Consider the following 19,317-nt stretch of genomic DNA (forward strand, 5'->3'; position numbering starts at 1 on the left):
AAATCTATGGGTAAATGCGACCATTCCGCTTTCCACCGACAGCTGCGCCGCGTCCGGATCGTGCATCAGAAGTTCAGTGCAATCTGTGCACTTCACCCGATCCCATAGTGATCCGCCAGGGCCTGCAGCGCCTGTTTCAGGACGGTCTTGCCCTGGCGGCGGCGTAGGCCGAGGCCCGTTTCGGCCAGTTGCAGGCTGTCGCCGTGGATGCAGATGCGGGTCAGGATGGGGCGAAGGCGCGGGCCGACGGCGGTCAGCGCCTGTTCGACGCGGCGGGCGGCGGACAGGGCGCGGTCGGTCGGCTCCATTCGCGCGGCGGTTCCCGAGCCGGCGGTCGGCAGGGCGTCCCAGCGCATGGTGACCGACGCGCCCTTCGTCGCCTGTTCCGCCTCGCGTCGCAGCCGTTCGCCGGCGGCGGCCTCGGCCGGGGTCAGCCAGGGGCGGCCGGACGCATCCTTGCGCCGCGCCAGCCAGGCGATCGGGCTTTCGCTCAGATTGGCCCGCGCCCGGACCATGCGGCCGTCCGCCTGCATCAGGTCGCGCTCGCCCGCCAAGAAGCCGGGACGACCAGGGGCGGGGGCAGGGGCGGGGGACGGCGTCGGGTCCGGCTGGGCGCGTCCCGACCAGCCGCCGCCGGGGCGCACGCGCAGGCCGGGCTGATCGATCAGGGCGCGAAACTCGGTCTCGGTCAGGGTCAGGCTGATGCGGCTGCGGCGATCGGGCGACAGGCGCAAGGCATAGGCGCCGCCCTCGGCCGACAGCCAGGCGCCGGGCTTGGCCATCAGATCGCGCGCGCGTTCCAGAAGCCGGCTCATTGCGGCAGCTCCAGGCGGGGCGACTGATACAGGCCCTGGATGCACCCTTCGAGGTCGTTCATCAGGTCGTCGATGCTGCGCCGTTCGCGCTCGTCCTCGACCCAGCGGCAGGCGGCGCCGACGCTGGCGCGATTGACGCCGAAGACGTGGCCGACCCGCTCCAACGTCCAGCCATAGGCGACGTGGGACAGATACATGGCCAGCCAGCGCGGGCGGGCCGCGCGCGGGTTCATCCGGCCCCGGCCGGTCATCTGCGACGGATGGGCGCCGGTGCGCGCCGCGATCAGATGAATGGCCAGCCCGGCCTTGACCTGATCCTCCTCGGTGACCGGCACCCTGTAGTCCTCCAGCACGAAACGTCTCCCTCTCACGAACTCTCGACGCCGGCATCATAGGCGGCCGCGACGTCGCGATAGGAATATCGTCCTACTATGCGCCAAAATCGGTCGTGGCGGCTTAACCGCCTTGCGGTTGCGTGTGGGACGTTGTGCTTGGTGAGTGGTGAGTGGGCGTTCGCATGCGCTCTTTCGGCGTCGCCCAATCACGAGTCTCGCATCACCACTCACCCGCCAAGCCGACCAACATGGTTAATAAATTTCGAATCGTTGACTCCAGCCCCTCGACGGCGATTCGCAAATCAGCCTAGATTCGCCTCAATTGGATGGCGTTAACCCTTCTTAAGGTTTTCACGTCTTAACTTGCGAACAAGGTTACCCGGCCGTGTGTCAGGGTGGTTACCGCAAAGCTTTTGCCTGGAGGGGCACGTATGCGCGTCCTGTTGATTGAAGACGATCACGCAACCGCCCAAAGCATCGAACTGATGCTGAAGTCGGAAGGCTTCAACGTCTATACGACGGACCTGGGCGAGGAAGGCATCGATCTGGGCAAGATCTATGACTATGACCTCATTCTTCTTGACCTGAACCTGCCGGACATGAGCGGCCTTGAAGTCCTGCGCCAGCTGCGCGTCGGCAAGGTCAACACACCGGTCATGATCCTGTCGGGCAGCCACGAGATCGAAACCAAGGTCAAGACCTTCGGCGGCGGCGCCGACGACTATATGACCAAGCCCTTCCACAAGGACGAGCTGATCGCGCGCACCCACGCCGTGGTCCGCCGCTCCAAGGGTCACGCCCAGGCGATCATCCACACCGGCGAGATCGCCGTGAACCTGGACGCCAAGACGGTCGAGGTGAACGGTCACCGCGTCCATCTGACGGGCAAGGAATACCAGATGCTGGAGCTGCTCTCGCTCCGCAAGGGCACGACCCTGACCAAGGAAATGTTCCTGAACCACCTGTACGGCGGCATGGACGAGCCCGAGCTGAAGATCATTGACGTCTTCATCTGCAAGCTGCGCAAGAAGCTGGCCACCGCCGCCGACGGCAAACACTATATCGAAACCGTCTGGGGCCGCGGCTATGTCCTGCGCGACCCGGCCGAGGGCGTCGTCACCGTCGCCGCCTGATCGACCTTCGATCCACGATTTCGAAACGCCCGCCGGTGACGGCGGGCGTTTTGCGTTGAGGGCGTCAGGATGATGGTCGCGTCGTGCGGTCCGATTTGACTCTGCATCTGAGCGACACCCATATGCTGTCCTTAACTGGAGTTGTCATGAGCAAGGTCATCGTCGTCAAAGCCGTTTTCGACCCGGAAGCGGGCGTTTGGCTGACCGAGTCCAGCGATGTTCACGGACTTCGGATCGAGGCCGCCACGCTGGAAGCGCTGATCGAACGCATTCCCGGCGCGATTCAGGATCTGCTGGAAGGTAGCGAGGGCGAGAACGCCTACCCACGAGATGTGCCGATCGAACTGATCGCCCACGCCAGCACCCGGGTCAGGCTGGGCCTGGCCGCTTGAGCTACACGGCCGACGTCAAGCGCAAGCTCAAGGACGCCGGCTGCTGGTTCGTTCGCCAAGGGCGCGGCGACCACGAGGTTTGGGAAAGCCCGCGAACGGCACGCTGAAGGACGCCGGCCTGAACAAGGCGTTCTAGGCCGACGTCGATATTGGTTAGACCCTACTGCCGCTTCGCCGGCATGTCCCTCCCGCCCTGGTGCAGGACCAGGCCCTCGACGGCGCCGGCGGCGTTGCGGGTGAAGGTGATCTGGGCGTCAACGGCGGTCAGGTAGAAGGCGTCCTCAGCCTCCGCCGTGAGTTCGAAGGCCGGCTGGCCGGTGGCCTGGGCCATAAGCTTGCCGTCCACGACCGAGATCGTCAGGGCGAAGGTCGGGGCCAAATTATAGACGCCCTCATAAGCCTTCAGCACCTCGGGCGAGAGGGCGACGGCGCGGCGTTCGCTGGGCAGGGTGACGGTTCCGCCGCGCGCCAGGGTGACCAGGGCCGCGCCCAGCTTGTCGGGCGCCTCGCCGTTCAGATTGCCTAGGACGATAACGGCGGTCCGGTCGCCCGGATCATAGGCCATATAGGTGTTGAAGCCTTCGATGGCGCCGTTGTGCCAGACCAGACGCTTGCCGTCGGCCTCGGACACCATCAGCCCCATGGCGTAACCGTTGCGGACCGGCGTGGTCAGGGCGGTCAACGACTGGGCGTTCAGCAACTGGCCGCCGAACAGGCCCTGTTCCCACTTCAGCAGGTCGTGAGTGGTCGAATACAGGGCGCCGGCGCCGGTCGGGATGCTCATGTCCACATAGTCGGCGTTGACGACGCCGTCGGCGCCCGGCGCATAGCCCGAGGCGCGGCGGGGCAGGATCACGTCGTGGCGGTCATAGCCGCTGTCGCTCATGCCCAGCGGCTGCAACAGATTGGTGGTGATGAAGTCGGCGTAGGTCTGGCCGCTGGCCGCCTCGATGATGGCGCTGAGCAGCACATAGCCCGAGTTGGAATAGGCGAACCGGGAGCCCGGCGCGAAGTCCAGCGGCCGGTCCCGGAACCGGGCGATCAGCTGGCTCATCGTCGCGGGCCGGGTCTTCTGGGCCTCGAAGTCGGAAAAGGCGGTGAAGTTGGGCACGCCGGCCGTGTGGCTGAGCAAATGGCGCGGGGTCATCGCGTCCCAGGCGGCCGGGGCGTCGGGCAGCCAGGTCTTGATCGGCGCATCCAGATCCAGCTTGCCCTGCTGGTTCAGCAGCATGACCGCGACGGCGGTGAACTGTTTCGACAGTGAGCCCAGGCGGAACTTCACATCACCATCGTTGGGAATGTTCCATTCGCGATTGGCCAGGCCATAGCCCTGATCCAGAAGGATGCGGCCGTCGCGGGCGACCAGGACGGCGCCGGAGAAGGCGTCGGCGTCGCTGGAGGCGCGGATCACCTGGTCCATGCGCGCCACGTCCTGGGCGGCGGCCGGGCGGCTGGCCAGGGGGCTGAGCGTGAGGGCCAGGGCGCTGGCGGCGAGCAACAGAAGCGTCGAGCGACGGCGGGCGAGGGGCGACTGAGGCAAGGGGCGGTCTCCTGAACGCGTCACGCTAACGCTTTCAGAGAGAGGCGGCGAGCGCGGCGTGCGGATGCAGGCGCCGCGACCTTTTCGTCAGGGCTGTCGGAAGGTCAGGGTCGCCTCCAGCCCGCCGCCGTCGGCGTTGGCGAGGGTCAGATGGGCGCCGGCGCGTTCGGCCATGCGGCGCGCGATGGTCAGGCCCAGGCCGGAGCCGCCGCTGCCGCGCGAACGGGACGGATCGAGGCGGTAGAAGGGCTCGAACAGTTTCTCCAACTGATCCGGCGCCACGCCGGGGCCGTGATCGCGCACGATCAGGCGCACGGCATGGTCGTCGCGCCCGGCGCTGACGGCTGCATCGCCGCCGTGGCGGACGGCGTTGTCGATCAGATTGGTGAGGCAGCGGCGCAGGGCCTGGGGTCGGGTGGGGACGACGGCGTTGCAGCCCTCGGTGAAGACGACCGGCTGTCCCGCCTCGGCCGCGTCCTCGCAGATGGCGGACAACAGGGCGTCCAGATCGACGGGCGTCACGGCCTCGACCGTCGTCTCGATCCTGGCCAGGTCCAGGCCTTCGCGGACAAGATGCTGCATCCCGGCCAGATCGATGACGAACTGGGCGCGCAGGGTCTCGTCCTCGATCTTTTCGACGCGCAGCCGCATCCGGGTCAGGGGCGTCTGCAGGTCGTGGGCGACGGCGGCCAGGACGCGGGTGCGGTCCTCGATCAGGGCCTTCAGCCGGGTCTGCATGGCGTTCAGCGCGGCGGCGGCCTCGCGCACCTCGCGCGCGCCCTCCTCGACCAGGGGCGGGCGATCCAGATCGTGGCTGAGCGCCACGGCGCCCTGGGACAGACGGTTCAGCGGCCCGGCCGCCAGCCGCGACGCCATCCAGCCGGTCAGCAGCACGGCGGCCAGACCCACAAACAGCAGAACGGCGGCCTCGCGGCTGAGCGTCCAGGGGCGCGGGGCGGGCGGCAGGCTGATCGCTACCGGCACCGGCGCGCCATTGACCGGCCGCAGCACCAGGATGCGACACCTCAGACGATCGGTCGCCGCCCCGCACGCCCCGGCCGAGGCCTCGAACGCCTTGACCGAGACCCCGTCCACGCCCCGCCGTTTCAGTGCCTCGGCGACCGCATGGGTCAGCGATGAATCGGGCGCGCCCAGCCTTTGGCCCGCTGCATCCGGCAGGCCGTCGGTCAGGCCGGCGGCGGGATCGTCGCTGGAGCCGGCCAAGTCCACGATCCGTTCGGCGGTGGTGAAGTCATGGGCCTGGGACAGGCGATGGCGATGGTTCAGGCCCAGGGCGGCGAAGGTCACGCCCGCCGCCAGCAGGGCGCCGACCAGCAGCAGCAGGAACAGCCGCGTGGTCTCGGCCTCGGCCCGGCCATGGCGCGGGGTCAGGCGCGCCATGTGACGGGCCCCGCCAGCATATAGCCCAGGCTGCGCACCGTCCGGATCAGGGCTGGGGCCTTGGCGTCGTCGCCCAGCTTCTGGCGCAGGCGGCTGACCCTCAGGTCGATGGCGCGGTCGTCGGCGTCGGCGACGGTGGACAGGGCGCGGATCCGCTCGCGCGACAGGGGCTTACCGCCGTTCCTGACCAGGGCGTGCAGCAGGTCGAAGTCTGCGCCCGACAGCGGGGCCAGTCGCCCGTCCGGCGCGGTCAGCGCCCGCGCGGCGATGTCCAGCGACCAGCCGGAAAAGTCGGCGTGCCGCCCTTCGACCGCCGTCGCCTCGCCGCCGGTGCGACGCAGGACGGTGCGGATGCGGGCCACCAGTTCGCGCGGCTCGAAGGGTTTGGCCATATAGTCATCGGCGCCCATCTCCAGCCCCACAATCCGGTCGATGGGATCGCCGCGCGCCGTCAGGATGATGACCGGCGTTTTCGACGCCGCCCGGATGCCGCGACACAGCGACAGGCCGTCCTCGTCCGGCAGGTTCAGGTCCAGCACCACCAGATCGACCGGCCCGGCTTCCAGCGCAGCCTGCATCGCCCGGCCGTCGGCGGCCTTCACCGTGCGAAACCCGTGCTGTTCCAGATGGTCGGACAACAGGTTTCGGATCTCGCGGTCGTCGTCGACGACCAGAAGGACGGGGGCGGCGGAGGTCTGGGACATTGGCGTTCGGCGAGCGGGAAGAAGCGCGATCTGTCGTCCTGTCTCATGGCCAAAGCGCGGCGGATACAGTCGGACACAATTCTCTTCGCCGACGATACGCGGCGACACCGACCGGCCCCGAACCGGCCGGACGCGGGTCCGAAACAGTGACTGTCCGACACGAGGCCGGACGCCAAACACACAGAAAGACCCGCCATGAAGTCCTTCCGTTCCACCGCCGCTTTCGGAGCCGCCGCCCTGGTGATCCTGACCAGCGGCGCAGCCTTCGCCGGCACACCTTCGGCCCCGTCGTCGGGCGCCCACGCCCGCCCCGCCGCCTCGGCCCGTGCGCATCATCGGGTCAGCCACGCCCGCACCCACCGCGTCGTGACGCCCGCCAAGAAGAAGTAAGGCCCGACGCCTTGCTGGTCCTGCCGGCGTCCCCGGCCGGCAGGACCCCCGACACTCCTGACACTTCGACCTTCAAAAGAAAGACATCGACATGAAATCCTTCCGCACCGCCGCCGCCCGCACTTCAGGTGTTTTGGCAGCCGTCGCCGTCGTCGCCCTGACCAGTGGCGCCGCCTTCGCCGGCACGACCCCGGCGCCCTCGACCGCCATGACCGCTCGTCCGGCCGCGACCGCTTCGGCGACGACCCCTGCACCGTCGGCCCGCGCCCCGCGCGCACATCGTCGTGGTCATCAAGTCCAGGCCCAGACGTCGGTCCAGGCGCCGGCGACCGCCAAGAAGAAGTAAACCGGCCGCCACAACCGGTTCGCACAGGAACGCCCGGCTGTCGCAAGACGGCCGGGCGTTTCCGTATTCAGAGGCCTGTCGTCAGGCGGGGGTCTTGAAGCCTGCCGCGATGGCCGCCGCCATCAGATTGGGACGGCCGAAGCTGTCGAAGGGCAGGGGCTTGTCCCGGCCGTCGTCCTTGTCGCCCTGACGATACCAGCTGTCGGTGTCGCGCAGGCCCCAGACGGTGAAGGCGAATTGCTGGGCCTTGGGCAGGGCCGCAAAGGCCGAGGCCAGTTCGGTCACGCGGGCGCCTTGCGCTGCGATCCGGTCGGTCTGGCTGCGGAGGTCCAGCCGGTTTTCAGTGCGCAGGGTGCAGTCCAGCTCCGACACATGGATCGGCAGGCCGAACTGGCTGATCTCGCGCATATAGGCGGCGATGACGCCCTCGGGGATGTCGATCCACAGATGGGATTGCAGGCCCACGCCCTGCAGCGGACAGCCCGCCTTCAGCAGCCGCTCGACCAGTTTCAGGAACTGCGCGCCCTTGGCCGGCACACTTTCCTGATTGTATTCGTTGAGAAACAGGACGGCGTCAGGATCCGCGATCCGGGCCTTTTCGAACGCGCGCAGGATATAGCCGTCTTGACCGTATCGCGCCGACCAGTGGCAGTCGCGCACCCCCGACCCGTCGTCCAGGATCGGCTCATTGACCACGTCCCAGCTGCGGACCTTGCCGCGATAGCGGCCGGCGACCGTGGCGATATAGCCGTCGAAGGCGCGGTCGAAGCCGGCGCCCGACAGGCCGGCGAAGGCCTCATTGCCCTGCGCATACCAGATCAGGGTGTGGCCATGCATCGCCATGCCCTCGGCCCGGGCGAAGGCGGCGATACGGTCGGTGCGGTCGAAGTTGGGCCGGTCCAGGCCGTTCGCCAGGATATATTCCATCTTCATCTCCCACTCGGGCGTGAGCTGGGAGACGTTGGCGCGGGCCAGCGCGGCCCAGTCCGGGTCGTCGATCTGGCTGGCCTTGATGCAGGTCCCGACCGGGCAGCCGATCAGGGACTTCAGCGGCGGGACGATGGGCGGCGAAGGCTCCGCCGAGGCGAAGCGGTCGCAGGCGGCCAGGTTGCTCAAGGAAAGCGCAAGAGGGGCGGCGAGGATGGCGCGGCGACTGAAGCCCTTCTCCCCTCGGGGGAGAAGGTGGCTCGCGGAGCGAGACGGATGAGGGGGCTGCATGGTCATCCCTGATCTCTCATCTCGAGGCCGGCGCCCCCTCATCCGAGCCCTTCGGGCCCACCTTCTCCCCCGAGAGGAGAAGGGAAGATCAAACGGCTCGCTTCCGCAGGCCCAGCTCGTCGAAGGCGGCGGTTTCGCGCTTGGCGAGGGCGATCAGCTGGTTCAGACGGGTGGTTTCGGCGACGTGTTCGAACTTCTTCAGCTCTTCGAAGGCGCCGGTCAGGGCGTCGCGGGCGCCGGCTTCCTCGGCGTCCAGCACCGACAGGTCGCCTTCGGCGGCGGCCTTCCTGGATTTCCAGCCGTTCAGATAGGCGCCCAGCATCATGCCGGCCTCGGCGTCCATGCGGGCGCGGTTGCGTTCGCCCTCGGCCTCGGCGTCCAGCACGGCGATGCGGAGTTCGGCGCCGGCGCGGCGTTCGGCGATCTCGGCCAGACGCTTCTGCAGCGTCTCGACCTCATAGTTGGAGATGCGGATCAGGGATTGGGCCCAAGCGGTCATCTAAATCATCACTCCCTGATCATGCCTTGGTTCAGGATTGCTTCCAGCCGGGTAAAGGAATCGGAAAGACGCGTCGCATCATCCTTGTCCTGACCCAGAAAATCTTCCAGCGCGGGGTTCAGCGCGATGGCCCGGTCCACGATGGGGTCGGCGCCGGTGCGGTAGGCGCCGATCTTGATCAGCTCTTCCATATTGGCATAGGCGCTCAGGCACTGGCGGGCGCGTTTGTTCAGCTCGCGCTCGGGCGGGGTCTGACAGCCGGGCAGGGTGCGGCTGACCGACTTCAGCACATCGATGGCGGGGAAGCGCCCGCGCTCGGCGATCTTGCGATCCATCACGATGTGACCGTCCAGAATACCGCGCACGGCGTCGGCGATCGGCTCGTCATGGTCGCCGCCGTCCACCAGCACGGTGAACAGGGCGGTGATCGGCGCCGCCGTCGTGCCGTCGGGTCGGATCGGGCCGGGACCGGCGCGCTCCAGCAGTTTGGGCAGTTCGGTAAAGACGGTGGGGGTGTATCCCTTGGTGGTCGGGGGCTCGCCGGCGGCCAGACCGATCTCGCGCTGGGCCATCGCGAAGCGGGTGACGCTGTCCATCAGACACAGGACTTCAAGGTCCTGGTCGCGCAGATACTCGGCGATGGCCATGGTCATATAGGCCGACTGACGCCGTTTCAGCGCCGGTTCGTCCGAGGTGGCGACCACGACGACGGCGCGTTTCAGCCCCTCTTCGCCCAGGGTCTCTTCCACGAACTCGCGCACTTCGCGGCCCCGTTCGCCGATCAGGCCGACGACGACGGCGTCGCAGGTCGCCTCCTTGGCCAGCATGGACAGCAGCACCGACTTGCCCACGCCCGATCCGGCGAAGATGCCCAGGCGCTGGCCCCGGCAGGTGGTGGTGAAGACGTCCATGGCCCGCACGCCCAGATCCAGCCGCTCTCCGACCCGGCCGCGCGAATGGGCGGGCGGGGGCGGGGCGCGCAAGGGATAGGGGGCGGGGCCTTGCGGTAGCGGCCCCTTGCCGTCGATGGGCTGGCCGAAGGCGTCGATGATCCGGCCCAGCCAGGCGGTGGTCGGGCGCACGCTGGCGGCCTGGTCGATGATGCGGATGTCGGCGCCGGGGGCCACGCCCTCTACCGGCCCGAAGGGCATCAGCAGGGCCTTCGAGTCGCGAAAGCCGACGACCTCGGCGGGCAGGGGTTCGTGGCCGCGCCGCCCGATCTCGGCCCGCGCGCCGACGGCGAGGCGCGACAGGCCGCCGCGCGACTCGATCAGCAAGCCCGACACGCCCGCGACCTTGCCGGTCACGACCAGCGGATCGATCGCTTCGACGGCGGCGACGAGATTGCGCAAAAATCAGACCCCAGGAACAGGTCTCAACAGATGCGGCAACGTGGTTAACGACCGATGAAGCGGTGCTGCAACGCGGGGGATAAGGCCGCGATTATTGCGTCTCGATTGCAACTCAAACGTGAAACGGTTTTTCAACTAATTAGGCGGCTAATCTTGCAACCGAGGCGGGCGGGGGCCGGCCGATAGCGAAGAGGTTGTGACCTATGTTCGCGCGTAAACCGAAGTCATCGGACATGCAGGACCGGCTGATCGATCTGGACGGCAAGATGGCCGCCATCGGCCGGTCGCAGGCGGTGATCGAGTTCAACCTGGACGGCACCATTATCGACGCCAACCAGAACCTTCTGACCACTATGGGTTATAGTCTGGACGAGATCCGGGGCGCCCACCACAGGACCTTCATGGACCCGGCCGAGGCGGCCTCGCCCGACTACGCCGCCTTCTGGCGCGAGCTGAATGCCGGCCAGTTCCTGGCGCGAAAGTTCCGCCGCCTGGCCAAGGGCGGGCGCGAGGTGTGGCTGCAGGCCTCCTACAATCCGGTGTTCGGCCCCGACGGGCGGCCGGTGAAGGTGATCAAACTGGCGATTGACATCACCGCCGACGAGCAGGAGGCCGCGCGCCGCGAGGCCGAACGGGTCGAGGCGGAAGGCGCCCAGACCCTGCTGGTCGACGCTCTGGCGGGGGTGCTGAACAAGCTGTCGGCCGGCGACCTGACCGCGCGGATTGATGCGCCGGTGAAGGGCGACCATGTGCGGGTGCGCGACGACTATAATGCGGCGGTCGAAAGCCTGCGCCAGACGATGGGCCAGGCGCTGCGGGCCGTATCGGGTCTGAGGGGCGGGGTGGGCGAAATCTCCAGCGCGTCCGACGACCTGTCGCGCCGCACCGAACAGCAGGCCGCCAGTCTGGAAGAAACGGCGGCGGCGCTGGACCAGATCACCGCCACGGTGAAGCGCAGCGCGGACGGCGCCAAACAGGCCTCGGCCGCCGCCCTGGGCGCGCGCGCCGAGGCGGACCGGTCAGGCGAGGTCGTGCGCCAGGCGATCGCGGCGATGGACGGCATCAAGCGCAGCTCGACCCAGATCAGCGACATCATCGGCGTCATCGATGAGATCGCCTTCCAGACCAATCTCCTGGCCCTGAACGCCGGGGTCGAGGCGGCGCGGGCGGGCGAGGCGGGGCGCGGCTTCGCTGTCGTCGCCTCCGAAGTGCGGGCTCTGGCGCAGCGTTCGGCGGAAGCCGCGAAGGAGATCAAGACCCTGATCACCACCTCGGGGCAGGAAGTGGCGCAAGGGGTCAAGCTGGTCGACGAGACCGGCGCGGCCTTGTCGGCGATCGCCGTCAAGGTGGCGGAGATGGACGCCCTGGTCAGCGAGATCGCCGCCTCGGCTCAGGAACAGGCGACGGGGCTGAGCCAGGTCAATACGGCCGTCAACCAGATGGACCAGGTCACCCAGCAGAACGCGGCCATGGTCGAGCAGACGACCGCCGCCGCCATGAGCCTGAAGTCCGAGACCGAACAGCTGGCCCTGCTGGTCGAACGGTTCGAGACGGGCGAGGCGCCGGCTCAGACCCGCGTCCACGACCTGTCGCAGGCCGCCGCCCCCGTCCCCCTGGCCCGCGAACGCGCCCGCATCCGGGCCTTCGCCAACGGCGGCGCATCCGCAGCGGCAGCGGCGTCGAACGCGGGCTGGGAAGAGTTCTAGGGCGCGCTCGGCTCCAGCTCGATCTTCGCCTCCCGCGTCGTCGCGATCGCGCCGACCGAGGCGGCCACGATGGCGGCGATGGCGAGCCACTGCTGGCCGGTCAGATGCTCGTGCAGGATCACAAGCCCGGCCAGGGCGCCGACCGCCGGCTCGGCGCTGAGGACCACGCCGAAGGTGCGTTTAGGTATGCTGCGCAGGGCGACCATTTCCAGCGAATAGGGCAGGGCGCTGGAGAAGATCGCCACCGCCACGCCCGCCAGGATGATGGCGGGGTTCAGCAGGGCGGCGCCCGCATGTGCCACGCCGAACGGCACGACAACCATGGCCGCCACGCTCATGCCCAGCGCCACCGACTGACCGGCATGCAGATGCGACAGCCGTTTGCCGAAGACGATGTACAGCGCCCAGCACAGGCCGGCGAAGGCCGCCAGCGCCATCCCGACGGGATCCAGCGCGCCGGCCCCGGCCTTGATCGGCAGCAGCAGGCCTAGCCCCAGGACCGCCAGACCGATGCAGGCGAAATGGATGGGCTTGCGCGAATGGATCAGGGCCAGGGTCAGCGGTCCCATGAACTCGATGGCGATGGCCAGGCCCAGCGGAATGGTGCGCAGGGCCATGTAGAAGCTGAGGTTCATCGCCCCCAGCACGACGCCATACAAGGCGATGGCGCCCAGGTCCGCGCGGGTCAGCCGAAACCGCCAGGGCCGGAAGACGGCGACCAGCAGAAGGGCCGAAATCCCGACGCGATAGGCCGAGGTCCCCTCCGCTCCGATCACCGGAAACAGGGTCTTGGCGAAGGAGGTGCCGCACGCCAGCGTCACCATGCCCGCAAACAGCGCCAGATAGGGGATCAGGCGCGTCGCCAGCGGCGAGTTCAGGTGGGTTTTCAAAGCCAGCGACGTCATGGCGTAAAGCTAGCGTAACGCCGCTTGCGCTTCCCGGCGATTTTCCGCTTGAATGCGACGGAAATCGTCACTGGAGGCTCTGTAATGACGAATTTCGTCACCCTGGACGATTTCGACCATAAGCTGCTGATGCGGGTCCGACGCAACAATCTGGAGCCGGCGCGGGTGACGGCCGAGGCGGTGGGCCTGTCGGAATCCGCCGTCCTGCGTCGACTGCGTCGCCTGCGGGCCGAGGGCGTCATCGCCGCCGACGTCGCCGTGATCGATCCCGCCCGGGTCGAGCCGCGCATCGTCCTGCATGTCCAGGTCGAGATGAACACCCAGGATCGTAAAGTCATGGAGGCGTTCCAGCGCGCCATGAAGGCCAGCCCGGAAGTCCAGGGCTGCTGGGACGTGACGGGCGAAACCGACTATCTGCTGACCGTCGCCGTCCGCTCCATGCAGGACTATGAGGCCTTCGGCATCCGCGAGCTGGTCCCCGAAAAGGGCGTGCGCGGCTTCAAGAGCATGATCGTCATCCGCGAAGTCGTCGGCTTCGACCCCGCCCGCGCCGTGCTGGAGCGCTAGGTCGCCGGGGCCTCGACCACCAGGATCGCGCCGACGCCCTGGGTTCGGTTCTCGATCGTGCCGCCGATCTGGCGGACCAGGCTGTCGATCACGCGCATGCCCAGGCTGCGATCGCTGCGGGCGGCGATCAGGTCGAAGCCCTTGCCCTGGTCCGCGACCGTGACGGTCAGGCGGCCGTCGGCGATACGGCCGGTGACCGAGACGCCGCCGCCTTCGGGGCCATAGGCGTATTTTATGGCGTTGGTGACCAGCTCGTTGACGATCAGACCCAGCGGAATGGCGATGTCGGCGCCCAGGGGCGCATCGGACGCCTCGCAGGTGACGACATGGCGGTCGCTGCCGGCGTCGATGGCCTCGCACAGTTGGCACAGGAAGTCGGACAGGATCACGGTCTGGACGTCGGCGCCGCGCCACAGCTGGTCGTGGACTTCGCTGATGGCCTGGATGCGCGATCCGGCCGTGGCCAGGGCGGCGCGCACCTCGTCGGACGCCGCGCCGCGCGCCTGCATCGACAGCAGGCTGGAGACCAGGGACAGGCTGTTCTTGACCCGGTGGCTGACCTCGCGCGTCAGCAGGGCCTGATGTTCGATGGCGGCCAGAAGCCGCTGCTCGGTCTGCTGGCGGGCGATGGCGGCGCCGACGACGGCGGCGAAGGCGTCCAGGAACAGGGCGTCGCGGGCGTCGAACTGACCCTCGTCGGGGCTGTCGACCTCCAGCACGCCCCAGGGCTCGCCGTCCAGCTCGGGCCGGATCAGGACGTTGATGGCGCGCCGCACGCCGTGGTCGGCCAGAAGCCTGGGCGTATGGAAGCGCTGCTCGTTCTCCAGATGGTTGGAGATCAGGGGCTTGCCGGTCTGGAAGGCGTAGCCGGCCGGCGAATCCAGCTCGACGCTCAGCGAGGCCTGGCCCTCGACGGGCCCGGTCCAGCCCACGCCCGCGATCAGCACCAGCCGGTCGCGCGCCTCGTTATGGATCAGCACCTTGGACAATGGCGTCTCAAGCCCGTCGGCGCAGACCGCGCAGGCGGCGTCCAGCAGGGCCTGACGGTCGCGCTCGCGCAGGGCCACCTCGCCGAAGCGCGCCAGCAGCGACTGCTGCTTTAGGCGATAGCGCAGCTCGTCGGCGGTGGAGCGGGTTTCGGCGGCCGGCGCATCCTCGATCTTGGGCGCGACCGGGGCATCCATGCGGATCTGGGTTTCGGCGGCCGTATCCGCGTGCACCTCCGCGACCAGTTCGGCGATTTCCGGGGTCAGGCCGGTGTCGGAGAGCGTACGGGTATGAGGCAAGGACGGAAATCTCGGTTCGCGCGACGGCGACATATAGGCTGACATAGCCGCTCTGAAAGGTTTGCGCAGAAATCATCGCGCGTCACCCCCTGTGCCGGTGGCGAGCGCCAACGACGTCCTCGATCGCGCCGCCCTCGGTCCGGTCCCTGCGATGCTACAGCGTTCGCTGGAAGAAGCCGACGATCTCGCGATTGAGGTCCTTGTGAAAATCGGCGCGGTCGAAGCCCGGCGTCGGGGTGCAGATCTGCGGCGCCTCGGCCGCCAGGGCCGGAGAGCAGGGCGGCAGGAAGTCGTAATGGCCTGCGCCTTCGACGCGGTGGTACTCCGGCGCGGCCCCCAGCCGGTCGCGGATCGGCTCGACATTATAGGGCGCGGGCAGAATGTCGTCGGTGCCCGCCTGCCATAGCTGAACCGGAATGCGAACGGCGGCGAGGCTGTCGGACGTAAAGGAGAAACCCAAGGCCGGGGCGGCGATGACGGCGACCTTGATCCGGTCGTCCTTCGCACGCGGACGCCAGATCGACAGGTCGATCCCCATCGCGTCCAGCAGGCGGCAGGCGAAGAAGCCGGGATGAACCTGGCAATGGTCGCCGATGGCCGCCGCGTCCGAGACCCCGCCAATGGCCGAGGTGACCGTGAAGCCGCCCGCCGAGAAGCCGAAGGCGCCGATGCGGTTCGGATCGACGGCGACGCCGCCCGGCTGCGAGCGCCAGTCGCCGGTCATATAGTCGATCAGGCGGCTGAGCTGGGGCGCGCGATTGGTCAACTGAGTGGAGCGGCTCATGTCGCGATAGTTGTCGCCGGGATGGGTCAGGGCGGCGACCACGAAGCCGGCGTCGGCCAGGGCTCTGGCGGTGTCGGCATGGCTGCGGAAACCCCCGCCGTTGCCGTGCGAGATGACGATCAGGGGGGCGGGCCGGCCATCGGCGGGACGCGCCGGCAGCCAGACACCGGCCTCCACCGCGCCGTCCGGTCCGCCGGGAAAGGTGAAGACCTGGTTGGGCGCCAGCGGATCGGTCTGGGCGCGCGCCGGGCCTTGGGCTTGTGCCGCGGTCGCCTGCACGGGCGAGGCGGCGCCGGCCAGAAGCATCAGGGCCAGGCTGAGGCCGGCGATCAGGTTTTGGGGCGGGGAGCGATGGGTCATGTCGGTTTCCGTTGGTCGAGACAACCCGCTGTTCGGGGCAAGACCGAGCGAGCACCAGCCGCATTTCGCCAATGGGCGAACGGGTGCGTGGACGGGCGACGGGTTCGGCGATAGTGGGCTGACGAGGGGAGGGACGATGACGCAGAACGCCGCCGACAGATTGAATACGCCGCGCGCCTGGGCCGTCGATCTGGCGGCCTGCTCGGTGACGGGGGTGGTGCTGGGCGCGGTCGGTCCCTTCGGCAGCTTCTTCAACGATGGGCTGGCGGTGCGGATCGGTTATTGGACGGCGGTTCTGGTGATCAGCGGCGCGGTGTTCGGCGCTGCGATCCGGTGGGTGTGGCCCAGGATGCGCCGCAGACGCGTGCCCCTGCGGTTCTGGGTGCCACTGCTGATCGTCTTCGCCAGCGGGCCGACCGCCATAATCAGCCGGATCATCGCCGTGGTCCTGTGGCCCGGTATTCGCCAGCGTGTCGGCTGGGTCGAATGGTATGGCCAGGCCCTGCTGATCGGGGCCGTCTATGTGGCGCTCTACGCCCTGTTGCGGATGCGGACGTCCGCTGCGGCGACGCGAGCGGAGGAAGACGATCCGGGCTTTGCGCGCACCCTGCCCGCCGGGTTGGGTCGTGACCTGATCTGTCTGCAGATGGAGGACCATTATGTGCGCGTGCACACGACGCGAGGGTCGCAGCTTGTGCTGATGTCGCTGTCGCAGGCGGTTTCAGGATTGAAGGGCGTCGAGGGGCTTCAGACCCATCGCTCGTGGTGGGTGGCGCGCGCGGCCATCGTCGGGGTCGTCGAGGACGGCCGGAACCTGCGCTTGGCTCTGACCGGTGGTCTGACGGCGCCGGTGTCGCGCGCGCGGGTGGCCAACCTGCGGGCCGCCGGCTGGCTTTAGGTCAAGGGTTCTGACGGCCGTTCGCAGAAATCATCGCGCGTCACCCCTTGCGTGGGGCGGCGAGGCCTTATCTGTTGTGCGCCAGCATTCGAGGAGACCTTTTCCATGACCGACTTCAGCTATGACGCGTCCCGCCACCTGAAGAAGGGCCGGGGCAAGGTCTATGACTCGATCGTCGACACCATCGGCGACACCCCGATCGTTCGGCTGCCGCGTCTGTCGGCGGAGTACGATACGAAGGCGACGGTGCTGGCCAAGCTGGAGTTCTTCAACCCGATCGCCTCGGTCAAGGACCGGATTGGCGTGGCCATGGTCGAGGCGCTGCAGGAGGCGGGCAAGATCGATCAGGACACGGTGCTGATCGAGCCGACCAGCGGCAACACCGGCATCGCCCTGGCCTTCGTGGCGGCGGCCAAGGGGCTGAAGCTGACGCTGTGCATGCCCGAAAGCATGTCGATCGAGCGGCGCAAGATGCTGGCGCTGCTGGGCGCGCGGCTGGAGCTGACGCCGGCCGAAAAGGGGATGAAGGGCGCGATCGCGCGGGCGCAGGAGCTGCTGGAGACCACGCCGAACTCCATCAGCCCGTCGCAGTTCGAGAACCTGGCCAACCCCGCCATTCACCGGGTCACCACGGCCGAGGAGATCTGGAACGACACGGCCGGAGAGGTGGACATCGTCGTCGCCGGAGTCGGCACCGGCGGCACCATCTCGGGCGTCGGCCAGGCGCTGAAGGCCAAGAAGCCTTCCGTGCAGTTCATCGCCGTCGAGCCCGAGGCCTCTCCGGTGCTGTCCGGCGGCGCGCCCGGCCCGCACAAGATCCAGGGCATCGGCGCCGGCTTCGTGCCCGCCATCTATGATCCGTCGGTGGTCGATGGGGTCGAGCAGGTCTCCAATGACGACAGTTTCGACATGGCCAGAAAGGCCGCTCGGGTCGAGGGCATCCCTGTCGGCATCAGCTCGGGTGCAGCGCTGACCGCCGCCTTCCGCATCGCCGCGCGCGAGGAGAATGCGGGCAAGACCATCGTGGTGATCATCCCGTCCTTCGCCGAACGCTACCTGTCCACGGCCCTTTTTGAAGGCTTGTAAGCGGAGCCTTTAGGCCCTTCGCGTGTTCAATAACGGACGCGCGTGCGTCTCCGCTTGGGATGAGGGGCGACGCGCGGCGGATCAACAACGCCGGAGCGTTTCATGTCGGTCGCCGCCCTTCGCCTGATCGCCGTCGCCGGGGTCTCGGCCCTGGCGCTCGCCGCCTGTTCCAACAATGACGACAAGGCAGCGGTCGATCCGTCGATGTCGCCCGAGCAACAGGCCGCGGCCGCCGCCAACACCCGCGTGACTGCCCAGCCCCGCCAGATCCGCAATGTGCCGGTAGACGTGCAGGGCGTGACCGAGGTGGGCGCCACGGTGCGGGTCAAGGGCGTCGATCTGGCCGAGGATGCGACCATTCTGGACGTCAGCATCTCGTTCGCCAGCGACATGACCAACAGCGTCCAGATGGCGTCCGAGGCCACCTATGTCGAACTTCCGAACGGCCAGAAGCTGCGTCTGAAGCCGCCCGAGGGCAATCCGTACATGACCATCGCCAAGGGCGACACGATGAACGGCCGCCTGGTCTTCATGGGGGCGGTGCCGGCCGGGGTGAACCAGATTTCGGTCGTGTTCAACGAAGGCTCGACCTCGGACAGCATCATCGGCCCGTTCCTGCGCATGACGATCCCGCTGACCGCTCAGGCGGCCCAGAACCCGACGACCGGAGCGGCCGGATGACGGGACGGCACGCGCCCGCCATGGCGGCGGCGCTGTTGGCTGCGGGTCTGACGCCCTGCGTCGCCTCGGCCCTAACGGTGCGGCTGATGAGCGGCAGCGCCATCGGCATGCGCTCCACCTTCGAAAAGGACATGGCCGCGCCCCAATCCACCTTCGCCAAGGCGGGGCCGGACAGCGCGCTGGAAAGCGTGTTCGTCTCGTCCGAGGTCGCGCCCGAAAGGGTCGAGACGACCCGCAGCCTGCTGAGCGAACTGAACGCGCGGCGCACCGACGGGGTTATCGTGATCGACCTGCCGGCCGATGTTCTGTTCGACTTCGACAAAGCGACGATCCGGCCGGACGCCGAGCCGGCCCTGACGCGGGCTGCGGAACTTCTGAAAAGCTATCCGCAGGCCCAGGTCAGCATCGGCGGCCATACCGACGCCAAGGGCGACGACGCCTATAACGAAGGCCTGTCGCTGCGCCGCGCGCGGGCGGTGGCGGCGCGGCTGCAACGCGAGGCCGGGCGCACCCTGGGCGCCGAGGGCTTTGGCGAGCGGAGACCCGTGGCCCCGAACGTCAAGCCTGACGGCTCGGACGATCCCGATGGCCGTCAGAAGAACCGTCGCGTCGAAATCCGCATCACGCCGCGCGCGGGAGGCTGAGCATGGCCCTGATCCCTTGCCCCGCCTGCGGGCGTCAGGTGTCTGAGGCGGCGGTCGCCTGTCCCAACTGCGGCCATCCGATCGCGGGCGACGCGGCGCGGCCGTCGGGCACGTTCAAGGAAGCCCTGACACGCCCAGAGACGGTTAAGAGCGGCATCACCGTCCTGGGCGTCTTCGTCGCCGCCCCGTGGATCGCGCGGGTGCTGGCGGTCGTCGCCTTCGTGATCCTGGCCATCGTGGTGGTGGTCAACAAGAGCTGATCCGGCTCACGCCCG

22 protein-coding genes are annotated in these 19,317 nt (G+C 68.3%); 11 read left to right on the top strand and 11 right to left on the bottom strand.

Annotated features, from left to right (window positions below; translation table 11 throughout):
* Window positions 1-92: 92 nt before the first annotated feature.
* Window positions 93-815, bottom strand: coding sequence for a DUF6456 domain-containing protein (locus tag KAK88_RS04625; RefSeq protein ID WP_242078072.1), 723 nt, complete (start codon window positions 813-815; stop codon window positions 93-95).
* Window positions 812-1,168, bottom strand: coding sequence for a hypothetical protein (locus KAK88_RS04630; RefSeq protein ID WP_017505853.1), 357 nt, complete (start codon window positions 1,166-1,168; stop codon window positions 812-814). The genes KAK88_RS04625 and KAK88_RS04630 overlap by 4 nt, the downstream gene beginning before the upstream one ends.
* Before the next feature lie 413 nt (window positions 1,169-1,581).
* On the opposite strand from KAK88_RS04630, the gene ctrA reads away from it, so the two are divergent.
* Entirely contained in the window at window positions 1,582-2,283 is a 702-nt protein-coding gene (gene ctrA / locus KAK88_RS04635) for a response regulator transcription factor CtrA (protein WP_017505852.1), read from the top strand.
* Between the two features lie 146 nt (window positions 2,284-2,429).
* Window positions 2,430-2,675, top strand: a complete 246-nt coding sequence (locus KAK88_RS04640; RefSeq protein WP_017505851.1) for a DUF1902 domain-containing protein — start codon at window positions 2,430-2,432, stop codon at window positions 2,673-2,675.
* Between the two features lie 160 nt (window positions 2,676-2,835).
* On the opposite strand, the gene KAK88_RS04645 is transcribed toward KAK88_RS04640, so the two are convergent.
* The 3 genes from KAK88_RS04645 to KAK88_RS04655 form a co-directional block, all read right to left on the bottom strand.
* Entirely contained in the window at window positions 2,836-4,215 is a 1,380-nt protein-coding gene (locus KAK88_RS04645; RefSeq protein WP_242078073.1) for a serine hydrolase, read from the bottom strand.
* Window positions 4,216-4,302: 87 nt separating this feature from the next.
* On the bottom strand, window positions 4,303-5,616 hold the full coding sequence (locus KAK88_RS04650; protein WP_242078074.1) for a sensor histidine kinase: 1,314 nt from the start codon (window positions 5,614-5,616) through the stop codon (window positions 4,303-4,305).
* Window positions 5,604-6,320 carry a response regulator gene (locus KAK88_RS04655; RefSeq protein ID WP_242078075.1) on the bottom strand — a complete coding sequence of 239 codons (717 nt, stop codon included), beginning with the start codon at window positions 6,318-6,320 and terminating at the stop codon, window positions 5,604-5,606. The genes KAK88_RS04650 and KAK88_RS04655 overlap by 13 nt, the downstream gene beginning before the upstream one ends.
* Before the next feature lie 195 nt (window positions 6,321-6,515).
* On the opposite strand from KAK88_RS04655, the gene KAK88_RS04660 reads away from it, so the two are divergent.
* Both KAK88_RS04660 and KAK88_RS04665 read left to right on the top strand, forming a co-directional pair.
* Window positions 6,516-6,710 (top strand): hypothetical protein, encoded by a 195-nt coding sequence (locus tag KAK88_RS04660; protein WP_242078076.1) that lies wholly within the window; start codon window positions 6,516-6,518, stop codon window positions 6,708-6,710.
* A 91-nt stretch (window positions 6,711-6,801) separates the two neighbouring features.
* The gene (locus tag KAK88_RS04665) at window positions 6,802-7,056 is read left to right on the top strand and encodes a hypothetical protein (RefSeq protein WP_242078077.1); all 255 of its coding nucleotides are present in this window, start codon (window positions 6,802-6,804) and stop codon (window positions 7,054-7,056) included.
* 81 nt (window positions 7,057-7,137) lie between these two features.
* Here KAK88_RS04665 and KAK88_RS04670 read toward each other — a convergent pair whose 3' ends face one another.
* From KAK88_RS04670 to fliI, 3 genes are all read right to left on the bottom strand, one after another.
* Entirely contained in the window at window positions 7,138-8,172 is a 1,035-nt protein-coding gene (locus KAK88_RS04670; protein ID WP_242078078.1) for an endo-1,4-beta-xylanase, read from the bottom strand.
* 190 nt (window positions 8,173-8,362) lie between these two features.
* Window positions 8,363-8,773, bottom strand: coding sequence for a hypothetical protein (locus KAK88_RS04675; RefSeq protein WP_055803572.1), 411 nt, complete (start codon window positions 8,771-8,773; stop codon window positions 8,363-8,365).
* A gap of 8 nt (window positions 8,774-8,781) precedes the next feature.
* Window positions 8,782-10,125 carry a flagellar protein export ATPase FliI gene (gene fliI, locus KAK88_RS04680; RefSeq protein WP_242078079.1) on the bottom strand — a complete coding sequence of 448 codons (1,344 nt, stop codon included), beginning with the start codon at window positions 10,123-10,125 and terminating at the stop codon, window positions 8,782-8,784.
* Between the two features lie 203 nt (window positions 10,126-10,328).
* Here fliI and KAK88_RS04685 point away from each other — a divergent pair, with 203 nt between their 5' ends.
* Entirely contained in the window at window positions 10,329-11,831 is a 1,503-nt protein-coding gene (locus tag KAK88_RS04685) for a methyl-accepting chemotaxis protein (protein ID WP_242078080.1), read from the top strand.
* Here the strand turns inward: KAK88_RS04685 and KAK88_RS04690 are convergent.
* Window positions 11,828-12,736: an EamA family transporter gene (locus KAK88_RS04690; RefSeq protein ID WP_242078081.1), complete on the bottom strand. Its 909-nt coding sequence runs from the start codon at window positions 12,734-12,736 to the stop codon at window positions 11,828-11,830. The genes KAK88_RS04685 and KAK88_RS04690 overlap by 4 nt on opposite strands.
* Window positions 12,737-12,820: 84 nt before the next feature.
* Between KAK88_RS04690 and KAK88_RS04695 the strand changes: the two genes are divergently transcribed.
* The gene (locus KAK88_RS04695) at window positions 12,821-13,303 is read left to right on the top strand and encodes an Lrp/AsnC family transcriptional regulator (protein WP_039244685.1); all 483 of its coding nucleotides are present in this window, start codon (window positions 12,821-12,823) and stop codon (window positions 13,301-13,303) included.
* Here KAK88_RS04695 and KAK88_RS04700 read toward each other — a convergent pair.
* Window positions 13,300-14,589, bottom strand: coding sequence for a sensor histidine kinase (locus tag KAK88_RS04700; RefSeq protein WP_242078082.1), 1,290 nt, complete (start codon window positions 14,587-14,589; stop codon window positions 13,300-13,302). The two genes, KAK88_RS04695 and KAK88_RS04700, sit on opposite strands and share 4 nt — an antisense overlap.
* 154 nt (window positions 14,590-14,743) lie before the next feature.
* Window positions 14,744-15,733, bottom strand: coding sequence for an alpha/beta hydrolase family protein (locus KAK88_RS04705; protein ID WP_242078083.1), 990 nt, complete (start codon window positions 15,731-15,733; stop codon window positions 14,744-14,746).
* A 136-nt stretch (window positions 15,734-15,869) separates the two neighbouring features.
* Between KAK88_RS04705 and KAK88_RS04710 the strand changes: the two genes are divergently transcribed.
* The 5 genes from KAK88_RS04710 to KAK88_RS04730 all read left to right on the top strand — a co-directional run bounded on the left by KAK88_RS04710 (window position 15,870) and on the right by KAK88_RS04730 (window position 19,302).
* Window positions 15,870-16,631, top strand: coding sequence for a LytTR family DNA-binding domain-containing protein (locus tag KAK88_RS04710; RefSeq protein ID WP_242078084.1), 762 nt, complete (start codon window positions 15,870-15,872; stop codon window positions 16,629-16,631).
* Window positions 16,632-16,736: 105 nt separating this feature from the next.
* The gene (gene cysK, locus KAK88_RS04715) at window positions 16,737-17,717 is read left to right on the top strand and encodes a cysteine synthase A (protein WP_242078085.1); all 981 of its coding nucleotides are present in this window, start codon (window positions 16,737-16,739) and stop codon (window positions 17,715-17,717) included.
* Between the two features lie 102 nt (window positions 17,718-17,819).
* Window positions 17,820-18,398: a hypothetical protein gene (locus KAK88_RS04720; RefSeq protein WP_242078086.1), complete on the top strand. Its 579-nt coding sequence runs from the start codon at window positions 17,820-17,822 to the stop codon at window positions 18,396-18,398.
* Window positions 18,395-19,042 carry an OmpA family protein gene (locus KAK88_RS04725; protein WP_242078087.1) on the top strand — a complete coding sequence of 216 codons (648 nt, stop codon included), beginning with the start codon at window positions 18,395-18,397 and terminating at the stop codon, window positions 19,040-19,042. The genes KAK88_RS04720 and KAK88_RS04725 overlap by 4 nt, the downstream gene beginning before the upstream one ends.
* Window positions 19,043-19,044: 2 nt before the next feature.
* Window positions 19,045-19,302, top strand: a complete 258-nt coding sequence (locus KAK88_RS04730; RefSeq protein WP_242078088.1) for a zinc ribbon domain-containing protein — start codon at window positions 19,045-19,047, stop codon at window positions 19,300-19,302.
* Window positions 19,303-19,317 lie beyond the last annotated feature (15 nt).

Source organism: Brevundimonas diminuta (assembly GCF_022654015.1).
Classification (GTDB): Bacteria; Pseudomonadota; Alphaproteobacteria; order Caulobacterales; family Caulobacteraceae; genus Brevundimonas; species Brevundimonas diminuta_C.

Bases quoted from the DNA above. Each gene is read 5' to 3' on its own strand.
- KAK88_RS04705 (WP_242078083.1), bottom strand. From the start codon at position 15,733: ATGACCCATCGCTCCCCGCCCCAAAACCTGATCGCCGGCCTCAGCCTG.
- ctrA (WP_017505852.1), top strand. From the start codon at position 1,582: ATGCGCGTCCTGTTGATTGAAGACGATCACGCAACCGCCCAAAGCATC.
- KAK88_RS04655 (WP_242078075.1), bottom strand. From the start codon at position 6,320: ATGTCCCAGACCTCCGCCGCCCCCGTCCTTCTGGTCGTCGACGACGAC.
- KAK88_RS04720 (WP_242078086.1), top strand. From the start codon at position 17,820: ATGTCGGTCGCCGCCCTTCGCCTGATCGCCGTCGCCGGGGTCTCGGCC.
- KAK88_RS04665 (WP_242078077.1), top strand. From the start codon at position 6,802: ATGAAATCCTTCCGCACCGCCGCCGCCCGCACTTCAGGTGTTTTGGCA.
- KAK88_RS04695 (WP_039244685.1), top strand. From the start codon at position 12,821: ATGACGAATTTCGTCACCCTGGACGATTTCGACCATAAGCTGCTGATG.
- KAK88_RS04625 (WP_242078072.1), bottom strand. From the start codon at position 815: ATGAGCCGGCTTCTGGAACGCGCGCGCGATCTGATGGCCAAGCCCGGC.
- KAK88_RS04660 (WP_242078076.1), top strand. From the start codon at position 6,516: ATGAAGTCCTTCCGTTCCACCGCCGCTTTCGGAGCCGCCGCCCTGGTG.
- KAK88_RS04685 (WP_242078080.1), top strand. From the start codon at position 10,329: ATGTTCGCGCGTAAACCGAAGTCATCGGACATGCAGGACCGGCTGATC.
- KAK88_RS04725 (WP_242078087.1), top strand. From the start codon at position 18,395: ATGACGGGACGGCACGCGCCCGCCATGGCGGCGGCGCTGTTGGCTGCG.
- KAK88_RS04675 (WP_055803572.1), bottom strand. From the start codon at position 8,773: ATGACCGCTTGGGCCCAATCCCTGATCCGCATCTCCAACTATGAGGTC.
- KAK88_RS04690 (WP_242078081.1), bottom strand. From the start codon at position 12,736: ATGACGTCGCTGGCTTTGAAAACCCACCTGAACTCGCCGCTGGCGACG.
- KAK88_RS04640 (WP_017505851.1), top strand. From the start codon at position 2,430: ATGAGCAAGGTCATCGTCGTCAAAGCCGTTTTCGACCCGGAAGCGGGC.
- KAK88_RS04710 (WP_242078084.1), top strand. From the start codon at position 15,870: ATGACGCAGAACGCCGCCGACAGATTGAATACGCCGCGCGCCTGGGCC.
- cysK (WP_242078085.1), top strand. From the start codon at position 16,737: ATGACCGACTTCAGCTATGACGCGTCCCGCCACCTGAAGAAGGGCCGG.
- KAK88_RS04730 (WP_242078088.1), top strand. From the start codon at position 19,045: ATGGCCCTGATCCCTTGCCCCGCCTGCGGGCGTCAGGTGTCTGAGGCG.
- KAK88_RS04650 (WP_242078074.1), bottom strand. From the start codon at position 5,616: ATGGCGCGCCTGACCCCGCGCCATGGCCGGGCCGAGGCCGAGACCACG.